Origin of the sequence: Massilia sp. LMS1-1-1.1 (genome assembly GCF_040815535.1) — a bacterium.
Classification (GTDB): domain Bacteria; phylum Pseudomonadota; class Gammaproteobacteria; order Burkholderiales; family Burkholderiaceae_D; genus Janthinobacterium; species Janthinobacterium aestuarii.
This window is the reverse complement of sequence record NZ_JBFPNG010000056.1, coordinates 79,227-93,236: the sequence shown is the minus strand read 5'-3', so window position 1 is coordinate 93,236 and position 14,010 is coordinate 79,227. Positions and strand designations below refer to the sequence as shown.

The window sequence follows — 14,010 nt, the reverse complement described above, 5'->3', positions numbered from 1 at the left end:
GTCAAGGCCATGGTCAAGGCCAGGGCAACCGGCCAGCCATGAATCCCTCGATGAATATGCCCATGCCGCGCGGCAATGGCAATGGTATGGGCAATGGAAATAGTATGGGCATGGGCAACGGAATGGGGAATGGCATGGGCATGGGCATGGGTTTGCAGAGGGATCCCCCCGGCTTGCTCAAACAGCAAAACTGGATGCAACCCGGCAATTCTGGCAATGTTGGGAATGCCGCCAATGGGGCCAGGGCGGCCAATGCAGCCAATCGCGGCGACACTGACGAGACTGGTGAAGGGGCCAGCCTGCAACAATCGCGCGCGCGTACGGTGAAAAACCTGCTGCGCGTATATCGCGACGTGATCGAAGCCGATCCCCGCGGCGAGCCCGTGCTGAGGCGGCAGCTGCTCGCATGGTCGCCGCCGGCCGCCGTGCTGGAAGCGGCGCGTGCCGAGGGTTTCAGCGTGCTTGGGAAGCGGGTTCTGGGCGGGCTGGGCGAAACGCTGGTCACGCTCGGCGTGCCGGAGCGTTACAGCACGGAAGAGGCGCTGGCGCGGCTGCAAGCGCTCGATCCCGGCGGCAGCCATGATTTCAATCACCTGTATATCAGCAGCGGCCAGTCCGGCAAGCCATCCTCCCCCGCTCCCGGCCGGCGCGCCGCCCGTCCTGCCGCGGCCGGTCCGGTGCGCGTCGGGCTGGTCGATGGCGGCGTCGACGGCACGCACCAGGCATTCCAGAAGGCGGCCATCCGGCGCTGGGGATGCAACGGCCGCGTCGTTCCCAGCGCGCACGGCACGGCGGTGGCTTCGCTGCTGATCGGAAACGCCGACCGCTTTCATGGCGTGTCGCCGGGAGCCCGGCTGTATGCGGCCGACGCCTATTGCGGCAGCGAAACGGGTGGCGCCGTCGACCAGATCATCGAGGCGCTGGCCTGGCTTGCACGCGAACAAGTCCCAGTGGTCAACGTCAGTCTGGTGGGACCGCCCAACCAGATGCTCGAACGCGCCGTGCAGGCCATGCTCAAGCGCGGCCACCTGCTGATCGCCGCCGTGGGCAATGACGGCCCGGCCGCGCCGCCGTTGTATCCGGCCAGCTATCCTGGCGTAATCGGCGTCAGCGGCGCCGATGCGCAACGGCGCATCCTGCCCGAGGCAGCGCGCGGCCCGCAGGTGATGTTCGCCGCGCCCGGCAGCCAGATGCTGGCCGCCGCCGTCGGCCCGCAGCCCTATGGCGTGGTGCGCGGTACATCGTTTGCCGCGCCTATCGTGGCAGCCATGCTGGCGCAAAGCATGCGCAAACCCGACCTGACGGCAGGCCGCGCCGCCGTGGCCAAGCTGGCTGCGCGGGCGCAGCGCATGAGCAGCGGGGAACGCTCGCCCGAGGCCGGCTACGGCCTGGTCGGCGAAGCATTCCGCATCGCGCCCGAAGCCAGGCCATAAGGCCCGGGCGCGATCGCGCGCCAGGTCGCGAAAAAAAAGTTGCCGGTGATGGATGAAATCCGCCTCGCCCGTCGTTCTTACTGTACCAGCCGCAATTTTTCCGTGGCTCTCAAGGAGACTGAACATGAAATCCCAGCAACTTGCCACCCTGGCCACCATTCGAGGAGAAATCTCCATGACACACTTATTGCGTACCTGCGGCATGATCAGCACCGTCACCGCCGCAGCCCTGCTGTCGGCCTGCGGCGGCGGTGGATCGTCAAGCGATACCAACCTGAGCGGGACTCTGGGCGTGGCCATCACCGATGCGCCAGCGTGCGGCTTTGACGCCGTCAACGTGACCGTCAACAAGGTCCGCGTGCACCAAAGCGCCACGGCGGGCGATACCGATGCGGGCTGGACCGATATCACGCTCAGCCCCGCGCGCAAGATCAACCTCTTGAACCTGACCAATGGCGCCCTGGAAAACCTGGGGCAAACCCCGCTGACGCCCGGCCGCTACACGCAGCTGCGCCTGGTGCTCGATGCCAATGCCGGCTCGGCCATGGCCAATTCGGTGGTGCCGAGCGGCACCGTCAACGAGGTTTCCCTCGATACGCCCAGCGCGGTCCAGAGCGGCATCAAGCTGGTCAACCAGTTCGACGTGGCTGCGGGACAGCGGGTCGACCTGGTACTCGACTTCGACGCCTGCAAATCCGTCGTCAGGAAAGGCAATGGCGGCTTTGCGCTCAAGCCGGTCGTCAAAGTCGTGCCAACCGTACTGAACGGTATCAACGGTTTTGTCCCCCCTGCCTTGCTGACGCAACATGTGATGGTAACGGCGCAGCAGAACGGCACGATTGTCGCCGCCACCGCGCCGAACGCGACGACGGGCGAATTCTATCTGGCGCGCCTCGTCCCCGGTAACTATGACGTCGTCATCACCGCCGACAACAGCGCCACTGCCGTCATCGCCGCCGTGCCGGTCGCCACCGCCACCAGCACCACAACGCTCAGCAGCGCCAGCGCGCCGATCAATCTCGTCGCTGCCGCAACGGCTCCAGGCATCATCGGCGGTACGGTCGCCCTGGCACCAGTGAGCATCACCGAAGTCGCGACGGTCTCCGCAAAGCAGAGTTTCGCGGCCGGCCCGACCGTCACGGTGAAGTACCAGGGCGTGGATATCGCCACCGGCGCCTATGCGCTGACCCTGCCCACCGTTGCGCCGCAACTGGCGCCGTACAGCGCCACCCTGCCCCTGGTATTCACGGCGCAGGCCAATACGCTGCCCGGTACCGGCAAATACAAGGTGGAGGCGGCAGCGAACGGCTATGCGGTCCAATCCGTGCCATCGGTGGATATCTCCACGGCGAATCAGCTTGGCGTCAGCTTTACTTTGATACCTTAAGGGCTTAGTCGTCCATGGCTATAACGCCGCAGCCATCGGCGCCATCATCGGCTCGATGATCGTCGTCGCTCGGCGCTCGGGCATGGACATATCGCCACCCTGATCGCCGTGGCCACTGTAGCTGATGGGAAAATTCAAAAAATTGCCCGATCCCGTCGTGGTGGCCACAGCTGCTGTGGCGGGCTTAATGATTTATGCCCTGCTTCATCATTAATCGAATACATCGGGCAACTATCTTGGATCCTGTAATGGCAGTCATCTCCAGTCTCACCGCCGCACTTTCCAGCAACAATAACGTTATCGTTGGAGATACATTTTTACTCGCAGATCCTTCAATACGATGATGTAGTTGTCACCCTTGTCCATACCATTTCGGCTGGCCGCAATTACTCATCCCGCTTGCTGCGTGCAATGACGCGCTCGGCCTCATAGCCATACTCAGCGGCGATATCCCGTAGAGTGGACGCGAACCGAACGAAGCCTGCATTTTCCACAGATTCTGCACGTGTCCGGTATTTTTCGGCTAGTGCACGCTCAGAGGCACCGGTGGGGTCAACCCAGTGTGCGCCACGCGAGTTATACAATTGAACTCGAAAACCGTTACGCAAAGTCTCGGCGTCAGGTGTATCCAAGATAGCGGCCACAGCCTTATGAATCCAAAGCCCTGATGGATCCTGTGGTGCATGTGTCAAGACACGGCCGAACATTCCCAACGAAATGCCGAGATGCCCCGTTCTTGCGGCATTCTCCCGCATGGCCTGCGACCATTCGATGAACGCCGCATCGCTAAATCCTCCATCACCTGATCCTGGGACAATCTTCCAGTTACTCAGCAAACGATATGCGTTGGTGGCAATATCTTGCTGTGAGGGGGAAGCCTCCTCAACGATTTTCTCCGATCCCTCCGGCCTAAAAGCCAAGCGAATCATGCCGCAGAAACTATTCGAGTTCTCCGCCATCTCCGATTCGATTGTTTTCGGCGAAACGCCCGGATGATGTTCAAGGAGCGGCAGATATGCCCATTCAATGCGCGCCAGTTCGCTTGGATCAGTGTCCTTGGCTTCTTGAAGAAGTGCTATCAACTTAATGGACGAGTGCTCCTCCAATTGATGCGGTGGTTCTGACGAATTCACCGCCGCGAGAAGAGTCTTGGTCACCTGCGCATGGTCGATCTTCTTGTTCTGGTGAACAAGCTGATACAGACAGCTAACAGCCGCACGGGGCCTTTCGTACTGGATTAATTTATCAATCGCATCATGGCTCCCTTCGTCCGCTTCGTACATGTTGGCTTCCGCGATGCGCCAATACAAATCTTGTTCTTCCCCTAAAACCACGTCGGCTCTTTGCCAAGTTTGCAGAGTGAATGGAAAAAGGGACAAGAATTCGGCCGCATCTGTTTTCGACCAACTTGCAAATCCCTGCTTGTCGATCCATTCCCATTTAGCCAGTGTGAAGCGTGACCAGGCATAGCCGACCGCGAACTGGTATCGGGCACTATATCTATCGCTCAAGAAAGCCGGGAATACGCGCGTGTCCAGATGTTCGTCCGCCGCTGCTCCATAAGCCAGGCCGACTTGCCGAGGCGACTTTGTAGATTCCGCAAACCGGACCAGCGATTCGAAGCCGCCGGATGAGTGGATCTCTGCCACCGCATCCCGGCGGCTTTGCTCCAAAGCCTTACGGCTGGCCTCCCAGTCGTTCTCCGAACTGTAGAGATCAAAATCATTGCTGTTAAATAGCCGGCGGAAAAAGATGAGCGGATCCTTTGGCGTGAGCTTGTCCGTTAACCGGGCAATCCGCTCAACTTCTTCCTCTGGCATGGCCCATGTCGCGTCAGGGAAACGTCGGTGCTTTCGTACAACGTGGTCCAATGCGGACCAAAGGGCGAAGCCAGTCTCGCCGGAAGCGTCCTTCAACACTCCCTCTTCAATACTTTGAAACAGCAATTCTTGCACATCTGGCGGCAACACGCCGATTCGGCCAGTAACCTCGATCAGGCGATTGGTATCGAAGCGTGCCATTTCAACCGCCAGCCGCGCGTATGTCGCAGTCTGCTGCCAGTATTCCGCCTCCGACACTCCCTTCTTCCAGTCCTCTGGTATCCAAGAACGCCAAGCAGGACGCCGCGTCCCATCTGATGTGGAATGAGACTCGGGAAAAAGCTTCAACAGTAGTGACCATGCAACCTTGGGCAGATCCCTGATCAATATTTCAACCGCAGAAATTCGCTTGGGCACTTCAGCGCACGTTAAAGGGAGCCACGGCAGCAACATGGTGCGAAGCGAATTTATAGGGCGATTCGACCACTTTCCACCAGGATCCCGCTCGGCCAATTGGGCTAGGCAATAAGTTGACCGAATGAACAAATCCGGGTTCCACGCAAGGGTTTCCAGTGCCCACAATAGCCCGCTGATATATGTTCCCCCAGTGAGCGCGCCGTCGCCTTCTTGTTTAAACAGATCATCAAACGGACAATCAACGGCCCGGATCGCTCCCTCTACCGCCGCCAGAAAAGCACTAGGCGACGCCTCAGCCAGCAAAGGTAGGACATCGTTAAGTGTTGCCCAGTGCTGCCAAGTGGCACCATCCAGGATGTCGCGCACCGCCTGGGTTGCTATATGGGGTGCTTTGCCCGCTGAACAGGATGTCAAGGCGGTCGGTTCGCTGCCAAGCAAGGCAAGGAACTCAGCACCCCCCAGCCGCAGCGCCGATGAATACTGATTTAAGTTTGCTTTAAAGTTGGCAAAATGGCGCTGGTCGGGCGGCAAATCAAATTCAGGATGCACCTCACGGAGAACTGTGACGGCAACTTGGCCGACGCGCTCAACCTGATCGTCGAATAGCATTGGGCCTAGTGTAAACCAGCCCTCGTAGCGCGCAGCGAAGCGCCATTCGCTTTCCCATTGTTTAAGAGGAGTGCCCGGGCGCAACGCTGCCTCACGGATTGCCGCGATCCACTCTCCGTAGGTCTTTCCCGCAGCCTTTCCTACTGCCTGAGTATCCGCGTCGGAGCGCTCGTTCCAAGATCCCAAAAGCATCGCGATGGCCAATTCTGCCGAGGCTGAGCTCTCCGCCCACTGGGGCATCAAAGAAAGGTTTTGAATACAGCGCAAAAGCGATCCAAGATTCCCTCCGCTTTTCTTGGCAAGCGATCGGGCACGCTCGTCGTTGTAGCCCCCTTTCTCCAGCCCATCTTGGATATGCTGCATTTTGGGCATGGGCAAGGAGATACTGGTGGGGTCTGGAGTGCCGCCTCGGGGGCCGCCGAAAATCACCGCGTGCCCCTTGCGTATTGCTTTCTGGATTAAGCGGCGTCCCATATCATTATTCAGGTCGAGTTGCGCGTCAGCAATCAGAATGTGCTTTTCGTCGTAAAGAACAAGCGTTTCCCATGCCGCCGGGCTTGATACGATCAAGCACCGCCCCAATGCGTCTGCCTTCGCTTCTGCATCAAGTGTGGAGATATATGCCGAGATGAAGTCGACAACTTGATCTGGATAATGGGTTTCCAGCTTCAGCTGTGTCAGCTTATCATCGATTATCTCTTGCAGTTTCACGCAAGCATCTTGCCTGTTGGCGATAAATAGCTCGCTGACCAAGGCCGGAGGCTCCCCAATGGAACGCGTAAGGTCCCAGCGTTCTTCCACGGTTTCAATGTCGTGCATCGGCATGCCACGCATCGTTTGAAGCAACCATTTTTCCACCGCTGGAAACTTGCGAATCCAGTCCAGCAGGATCGTTCCATCGATCACGCGTACCTGCCCCCACTCGTCTTGATTTCGACGTTTGGACAGCCAATCGAGCTGCGCTTCAGGTTTCCACGAACCCTCCCATCCTCGTCGTCCGGAAAATGGCGTGACAAATACAAAGGTCGCCGCCTTGCGAACATCTTCAGGCGTCGCTTCTTTCAGGCTTTTGTAATCTGATGTAGCCTTCGCTCCAGCATCAAGATTGGTACCGATTTCCCAGTAAGAATCACCGTCGGGCACGAAGGGATCGAAACCCACATCAACACGAAGTTTTCCATCAGGTCCATGCTGCCCGATACTGTCGCCCAGCGGGAAACGGCGCTCCCGTGGTTTTGGCACAGATGCCGCGACTAGACGCCAAACCAGTTCCACGATGACACCTTGTGCGTCCCGTGCATTGCTGCGGACCCAGTCGTCGAGTAAATTTTCAGTGAGCAGCAAGTAGTAATCTCCCGGTAGTCGAAATAGCCGGCGTGCCTAACCGCGAAAGCCCGCGCCCACGAAGATTTTACTAGAGTTGCCAACTCGATAAATATAACTTTAGGTGGGCCCCTAGTAAAAGTGCCCAATTAGCTGAAGTAGTCCAGATTAAAAATATTTTTCCAGATGAAAGCCAACGTATGGCTAGACTACAGCGCCGTCTGTTCTGCGGCCATGGCCAGTAACTGCCCCACCGACACGCATTTTAGGGGGTGTCGCCCAGTTAGCCCGTCAACTGTAAAGTGCACACGGCGATCTCAGGCTGTAGACATCTTGCCGCTGACTCTCCCTGCCCTGAGCAGACCAACATTCACAGCGCTTTCTACCTATGCAAAACCAGTCTTGCATTTAATCTTTACTGCCTATCCCCAGGCTTTCCATCACCCTGGCGGCATTATCCTTGCAGTCCACATCGTCCGGTTTTGCATCGATCAGCTGAATCAGGGATAAAAGATGGGCCTTGTTCTGCGCCAAGCGCACTTCCAGCGATTCGATGTCGGCAATCTTCTTTTTCAGCGCGGCCATCAGCTCATCATGTTTCCATGATGAGCTATCCTCAGGCAAGACTTGCCTGATTTCGTCCAGGGAAAAGCCCGCCTGCTGCGCGTCGCTGATAATGGACAGTACCGCCACCGCTTCCAGAGGATAGTCGCGGTAGCCATTCGATTGCCGGCTCACGGCTTTCAACAAGCCCCTGGATTCGTAGAACCGAATCGTGGAGGCCGCCAAGCCGCTGCGCTTGGCCAATTCGCCAATTTTCATCACTTCCCCGCTGATTTTTTGTGCTTGCCTGTCTATGTCATCACGACGCCATGCTCAACTATAAGCTTGAAGCCAGCTTGAATGTCAAGCGGCGGACGAGAGCGAAAAGAATATTGATATCTTTCCGATTCAGGCCTTGACCTTCAAGTTAGCTTAAAGCTTATCGTGAGGCTATCGCAACCTTGGAGATCAGCATGAAACCCTTTACCGCACTGACATTGCCCAACGGGACAGTCGTTCCGAACCGTCTTGCCAAAGCCGCCATGGAAGAAAACATGGCCGACAACGATCACGCGCCTTCGGACGAGCTGATACGCCTGTACCAGTCGTGGGCGGACGGTGGCGTGGGCCTGATGATCACCGGAAACGTGATGATCGACCGCCGCGCCATGACGGGGCCCGGCGGCGTGGTGCTTGAGTCTGACGAATTTGGCGCCCGCTTCGAGCAATGGTCGCGCACGGCCCGTGCACGCGGCGCGCATATCTGGATGCAGATCAACCATCCAGGGCGCCAGATGCCCGCCGCCCTGGGACAGGAAACCATCGCCCCGTCAGTTGTGCCCATGGACCTGGGCAACTTTTCAAAGCAATTTTCGGCGCCGCGCGCAATGATGGAGGCCGACATTGCCGACGTGAAGCAGCACTTTGTCAACAGCGCCCGGCTGGCGGAGCGCTTTGGCTTTACGGGCGTGCAAATCCATGCCGCGCACGGCTACCTGATCAGCCAGTTCCTCTCCCCTCTGACCAACCAGCGCACCGACCGCTGGGGCGGTTCGCTGGAAAACCGGGCGCGGCTGCTGGTCGACGTCGTCAAGGAGGTGCGGCAAGCCGTCGGCAAAGGCTTTGCCGTTGCCGTGAAGCTCAATTCGGCGGATTTCCAGAAAGGCGGCTTCAGTTCGGATGACGCCAAGCAGGTCGTTTCCATGCTCAATACCCTGGGTGTCGACCTGATTGAATTGTCCGGCGGCAGTTATGAAGCCCCTGCCATGCACGGCCAGACCCGCGATGGCCGCACCCTGGCCCGCGAAGCCTATTTCCTCGAGTTCGCCAAGGATATCGCCACGGTGGCCAGCATGCCCATCATGGTGACGGGCGGCATACGCCGCTATCAGGTGGTGCAACAAGTGCTGGACAGCGGCATTGCCATGGCGGGCATGGGAACGGCCTTGGCGCTCGACCCGCAACTGCCTGAAGCATGGCGTTCCGATCAATCGGCAAGCCCCTTGCTCCGGGCCATCACCTGGAAAAACAAGGTGCTCTCGTCCATTGCCTATATGGCGATGGTCAAGTATCAGTTGCGGCGCCTGAGCCAGGGCAAGCATACCCGGCCCAACGTGGCGCCTGCGCTGGCGCTACTGATACAGCAATGGGACACCGCCATCCGGAACCGGCAGTATCGCCGCCGGATGCATAGCGGCTTTTAATGGCGTTTTTCCCAATCAAACATGGAAGGTGCAAGCAATGAACATGAACATCGCCGCGGCGGTATCCGCATTGGTATTGAGTATTGCCACAAGCCCGTCCCGGGCGGAACACGCTGTCGACAACAGGCAGCTCATCATCGATATTGCGGGCTATGCCGTCCCGGTGGCCGCTGGCGGCCTGTATGACCGCTTTCGCTCGAATCCGCCTTTGTCCGTCATCGCAGCGGAAGCGCCGGAGCTTGACCTGAGCTGGTTCAAGGAGATGCAAAAAGAAAAGGTGTCCATCGGCTTTGACTCGTACTCGCCGAACTTCTATTACAGGAACCACAAGATCACAGCCGTATTTACGGCGGACCTCGCGCGCCTGAAGGAGCTGATGCCGGCAGACATACTGAAGCAAGTCCAGCCCTTGCAAGTGTGGCCAGGCCGGGGCGCGGTGGCCTTGACGGCCTATGCGTATGAGTACTGCGACAACGACAGCTACAATGAAATTTCACTGGCGATTGTCACCAGCAAGCCCGGCAGCGCCAGCTTTGGCCCGTTCACCTTGCTGGGCCAATCGCTGTCCAAGGATTTCTGGGGCTATGTGCTCAAGCTTCCCGTCAACACGGAACTGGCCAGGGTGCGTGGCGTGGTTGGCTACAATCTGCCCAAGTGGCTGACCGGTATCGAGGTGAAGGAAACGGACGCAAACGTTTCCTTTGAAGTCATGGATAGCGCAACAGGCAAGCTCGATTTTGTTTTTGCAGGCAAAAAACTGGGCGACCTGTCGCACACGGCCGATGTGGTGAGCAACAGCTTCACCAACAAGGATGGCGCCGGGAAACTCACGTATGGCTATGCCGTTTCCCGCCAGCTCAGCCATGCGTCGAGCACGAGCGCGGATGCGGTCGACCTGAAGCTGGGCGACGGCAGCTTCTCCACCTATATCAAGTCATTGAAGATGGGAAAGATGATGAAATATGAATACGTGCCGGAATTTCAAAGCGCGCTGTATGCCCCGAAGCCAATATTAACAAACCATTAACGGCCTACTCGCCCGGCGTTTCGTGATCCATGGCCGCCGTGGCGAGGGCGCGCACGTCAAGCGGCATGGATTCCTTGCGCTCGCTGTAGCGGCTGGTCAGGTAATCGGAGCGGTCGCGCACCACCAGGGTGAATTTATACAGTTCTTCCATGACGTCGACCAGGCGGTCGTAGTATGGCGACGGCTTCATGCGGTCGTTGTCGTCGAACTCCTGATATGCCTTGGCAACGGATGACTGGTTCGGGATCGTCACCATACGCATCCAGCGGCCCAGCACGCGCAAGCCGTTGACGGCGTTGAACGACTGCGAGCCGCCCGACACTTGCATCACCGCCAGGGTCCGCCCCTGCGTTGGGCGCACGCTGCCCATTTCCAGCGGCAGCCAGTCGATCTGCGACTTGAACACGCCCGTCACGGCGCCATGGCGTTCCGGGCTGCACCAGACCTGGCCTTCCGACCACAGCGACAGTTCGCGCAGCTCCTGCACCTTGGGATGGTCGGGACTGACGCTGTCGACCATGGGCAAGCCATGCGGGTCGAACACCCGTGTCTCGGCGCCGAAATGCTGGAGCAAGCGCTCCGCTTCCAGGGTCAGCAAGCGGCTGAACGAGCGTTCACGCAGCGAGCCGTACAGCAAGAGGATGCGCGGCGCATGCGTGGACACCGTCGGCGGCGCAAGTTTATCGAGGGTCGGCGTGTCGAGGTGGGCCGCGCTGATGTTGGGCAGCTTATTCATGGTAAGTCCTTTCTGATTAGCTCAGGCGCAGTGCCAGCCAATGCGGTGACAGTTAATTCTATAATTCCATAATAATCGAAACATGAAATTAATGTAAACCTGTTTTTCTGCGTACGAGCTACCTGGAAAGACCGTTTGACATGGGATCCGTCGAGACCAGGTGCAGGCCTCGACGGAATACAGCATTACATTGTCACAACATCGCCATCGCGACGAATTTCGTCTGCCTGCACACTTTCATGTTCACACTGGTCTTTTGCCTTCGGGGCAAAACGCAGAATCAGGCAAGCAACGATGGCCGACAAGAGAGAGCCAAGCAGGATGCCGATCTTGGCTTCCTCGACATACGCTGGATGGCCAGGAAATGCCAGGCCACTGATGAACAGGCTCATCGTAAAACCGATACCGCAAAGCATCGAGACCGCATAAATTTGCAGCCAGGTGCTGCCGCGTGGCTTGCCAGCAAGTCCACTCTTGACCGCCAGCATGACACCAGCGAACACGCCCAGTTGCTTGCCGAGGAAGAGACCTGCGGCAATGCCAAGCGGGAGCGGCGCCCACATGGCCGATGGCGAGAGTCCCGCAAACGAGACGCCAGCGTTGACGAAGCCAAATACCGGGACCACCAGGAAACCGACCCATGGATGCAAGGCATGTTCGAGCCGGTGCAGAGGCGAATCAGGCGCATCCGGCGTGCCTGGGGATGGAATGTAGGGGATCAGGAAGGCGCCCACCACGCCGGCAATCGTTGCGTGCACGCCCGAGAGCAGCGTGACATACCAAAGCAGGGCCAGGCCGATCAGATATGGCCACAGTTTCATCACGCGAAGCTTGTTCAAGGCAAATAACACCACGACGATGGCGGCCGCGGCGGCAAGTGCGCCGGCATTGATGGAGGCAGTATAGAAAACGGCGATGATGGCGACAGCGCCCATGTCATCGATAATGGCCACTGAAACAAGCAGCAGTTTCAATGACAAGGGGGCATGGCGTCCCAGCAGCGCCAGCACTCCCATGGCGAACGCGATGTCCGTCGCGGCAGGTATCGCCCAGCCATTCATCAGCAAGGGCTGTTTCGCAGTCAGTAAAACGTAGATCGCGGCCGGGAATGCCATCCCCAGCAGTGCGGGCAATGCCGGCAGGCGTCGCTGCTCCCACGTCGAGAGCCGGCCATCGACCAGTTCCCGTTTGATCTCGAGCCCGACCAGGAGGAAAAAGACCGCCATCAGCCCGTCGTTGACCCAGAGGTGGGTTGTCATCGGGCCCAGTTTGTCGCTGAGCACGGGACCTGTTTGCCAATGCAGAAAATGCTGGTAGGCGCTGGCCAGCGGACTGTTGGCGATAATCAGGGCGGCAACGGCCGCTGCCATCAACAGGATGCCGCCCGCCGCGTCACTGGCGAGGAAGCGCTGTAGAACGGAATGGTGTTTCGATGATGTAGTGGTGCTCATGCCGCATGCTCCTTGAACGAATGGATGTCCACGACGCACCAGGTCCTCCGGACGCAAGCACGCGCGGCGAGGTCAATGACGGAAGAAGTGCCAATACAAGCGCAAGCGCAAGCAGGCCGGGCAGGCGTAGACGAGGAGTGGGAAAGGAAAAAGACAGCGCCCGCGGAAAGCGGTGCTTCAATCAGTTGACGCCAATAGAGATGGAACGCTGCGCGCATCATAAAACCTCACGGAAAACGAAAATGTCGTTCTCCGTATTCGGGGTAGCCCCGGGCGCACGCAGCACACGCCGAGTTGTCATTATACCTCAGGCCCGGCTTTCCTTCAACGCGACAGCAGCGGACTGAATCGTCGTCCAAGGTGGCTGGCTTCCCGCTCAGTATGTTGATGTAGATCAATCAATTTTTGTATCGTGTGCAGCAGAATATGATCATTCGCAAGCTTCTGTTCAACAAGCCATGGCTTGCGCCCTGCACTACGCCCTACCCACTTCATAAGGAATACCATGACACCCACTACCATGAAAGCCGCCGTTGTCGAGCAACTGGGCCAGCCGCTGGTGCTGCGCGAGGTGCCCGTGCCGGTGCCCGGTCCCGGCCAGATCCTCGTCAAGACGGAAGCGTGCGGCGTTTGCCACACGGACTTGCATGCGGCACGCGGCGACTGGCCCGTCAAGCCGTCGCCACCGTTCATCCCCGGCCACGAAGGCATCGGCCTGGTGGTGGCCGTGGGCACGGGAGTGACGGAAGTACAGCTGGGCGACCGGGTCGGCGTGCCTTGGCTCTATTCGGCTTGCGGCCATTGCGAACATTGCCTGGCAGCCTGGGAAACCGTGTGCGCCGAAGCGCAGTTCGGCGGCTACACCAAGAATGGCGGCTTTGCCGAATACATCCTGGCCGACCCGCGCTACGTCGCGCATATCCCGGCGGGACTGTCCGCCGTGCAGGCGGCGCCCATCATCTGCGCCGGCGTGACCAGCTACAAGGGCATCAAGGAAACGGGCGCGCGGCCGGGCGAATGGCTGGCCGTGTCCGGCATCGGCGGACTCGGTCACCTGGCCATCGAGTATGCGCTGGCCATGGGCTTGCGCGTGGCGGCCGTCGACATCGATGACGGCAAGCTGGAGCACGCACGCGCCCTCGGCGCCGAAGTGACCATCAATGCGCGCCAGGGCGACCCCGTCGCGTCCTTGCGCGAAGCGACCGGGGGCGGCGCCCACGGCGTGCTGATCACGGCGCCGTCGCTCGACGCCTTCCAGCAAGGCGTGGCGATGACGCGCAAGCGCGGCACGTGCGTGCTCGTCGGTTTGCCGCCAGGCGACTTCCCGACGCCGCTGTTCGACGTCGTCGCCAATTGCGTGACGATACGCGGCTCCTTTGTGGGCACGCGCCAGGACATGGCCGAGGCGCTCGCCTTTGCCGCCACGGGCAAGGTCAAGGCCGACGTGGAATTGCAACCGCTGTCGGCCATCAACGACATCTTCAGCCGCCTGGAACACGGCAAGGTTGCCGCGCGCGTCGTGCTCGATTTCAGCGCGAAGTAAACGCGACGCCAGCATTCC

General features: G+C 59.2%; 9 protein-coding genes. 5 read left to right on the top strand and 4 right to left on the bottom strand.

The features are described from left to right. Positions 1 to 110 precede the first annotated feature (110 nt). Positions 111 to 1,433, top strand: a complete 1,323-nt coding sequence (locus MRBLMS1_RS25120) for a S8 family serine peptidase (protein WP_485882796.1) — start codon at positions 111 to 113, stop codon at positions 1,431 to 1,433. A gap of 175 nt (positions 1,434 to 1,608) precedes the next feature. After that, entirely contained in the window at positions 1,609 to 2,820 is a 1,212-nt protein-coding gene (locus MRBLMS1_RS25115) for a DUF4382 domain-containing protein (protein WP_485882794.1), read from the top strand. Between the two features lie 386 nt (positions 2,821 to 3,206). Here the strand turns inward: MRBLMS1_RS25115 and MRBLMS1_RS25110 are convergent, their stop codons facing one another. Then, complete coding sequence (locus MRBLMS1_RS25110) at positions 3,207 to 7,010, bottom strand: hypothetical protein (RefSeq protein WP_485882792.1); 3,804 nt, start codon at positions 7,008 to 7,010, stop codon at positions 3,207 to 3,209. Between the two features lie 387 nt (positions 7,011 to 7,397). After that, positions 7,398 to 7,811, bottom strand: a complete 414-nt coding sequence (locus MRBLMS1_RS25105; protein WP_485882790.1) for a MerR family transcriptional regulator — start codon at positions 7,809 to 7,811, stop codon at positions 7,398 to 7,400. Positions 7,812 to 8,005: 194 nt separating this feature from the next. On the opposite strand from MRBLMS1_RS25105, the gene MRBLMS1_RS25100 reads away from it, so the two are divergent. Both MRBLMS1_RS25100 and MRBLMS1_RS25095 read left to right on the top strand, forming a co-directional pair. Next, a complete protein-coding gene (locus tag MRBLMS1_RS25100) occupies positions 8,006 to 9,235 on the top strand; it encodes an NADH:flavin oxidoreductase/NADH oxidase family protein (RefSeq protein ID WP_485882788.1) in 1,230 nt (409 codons plus the stop codon). 43 nt (positions 9,236 to 9,278) lie between these two features. Continuing rightward, positions 9,279 to 10,262 carry an acetoacetate decarboxylase (ADC) gene (locus MRBLMS1_RS25095; protein ID WP_485882786.1) on the top strand — a complete coding sequence of 328 codons (984 nt, stop codon included), beginning with the start codon at positions 9,279 to 9,281 and terminating at the stop codon, positions 10,260 to 10,262. A gap of 4 nt (positions 10,263 to 10,266) precedes the next feature. Here MRBLMS1_RS25095 and arsH read toward each other — a convergent pair whose 3' ends face one another. After that, entirely contained in the window at positions 10,267 to 10,998 is a 732-nt protein-coding gene (gene arsH, locus MRBLMS1_RS25090; protein WP_485882784.1) for an arsenical resistance protein ArsH, read from the bottom strand. Between the two features lie 185 nt (positions 10,999 to 11,183). Continuing rightward, positions 11,184 to 12,449, bottom strand: a complete 1,266-nt coding sequence (nhaA, locus tag MRBLMS1_RS25085) for a Na+/H+ antiporter NhaA (protein WP_139089026.1) — start codon at positions 12,447 to 12,449, stop codon at positions 11,184 to 11,186. Between the two features lie 505 nt (positions 12,450 to 12,954). Between nhaA and MRBLMS1_RS25080 the strand changes: the two genes are divergently transcribed. Then, positions 12,955 to 13,992 (top strand): zinc-dependent alcohol dehydrogenase, encoded by a 1,038-nt coding sequence (locus MRBLMS1_RS25080; RefSeq protein WP_485882782.1) that lies wholly within the window; start codon positions 12,955 to 12,957, stop codon positions 13,990 to 13,992. Positions 13,993 to 14,010: the final 18 nt, after the last annotated feature.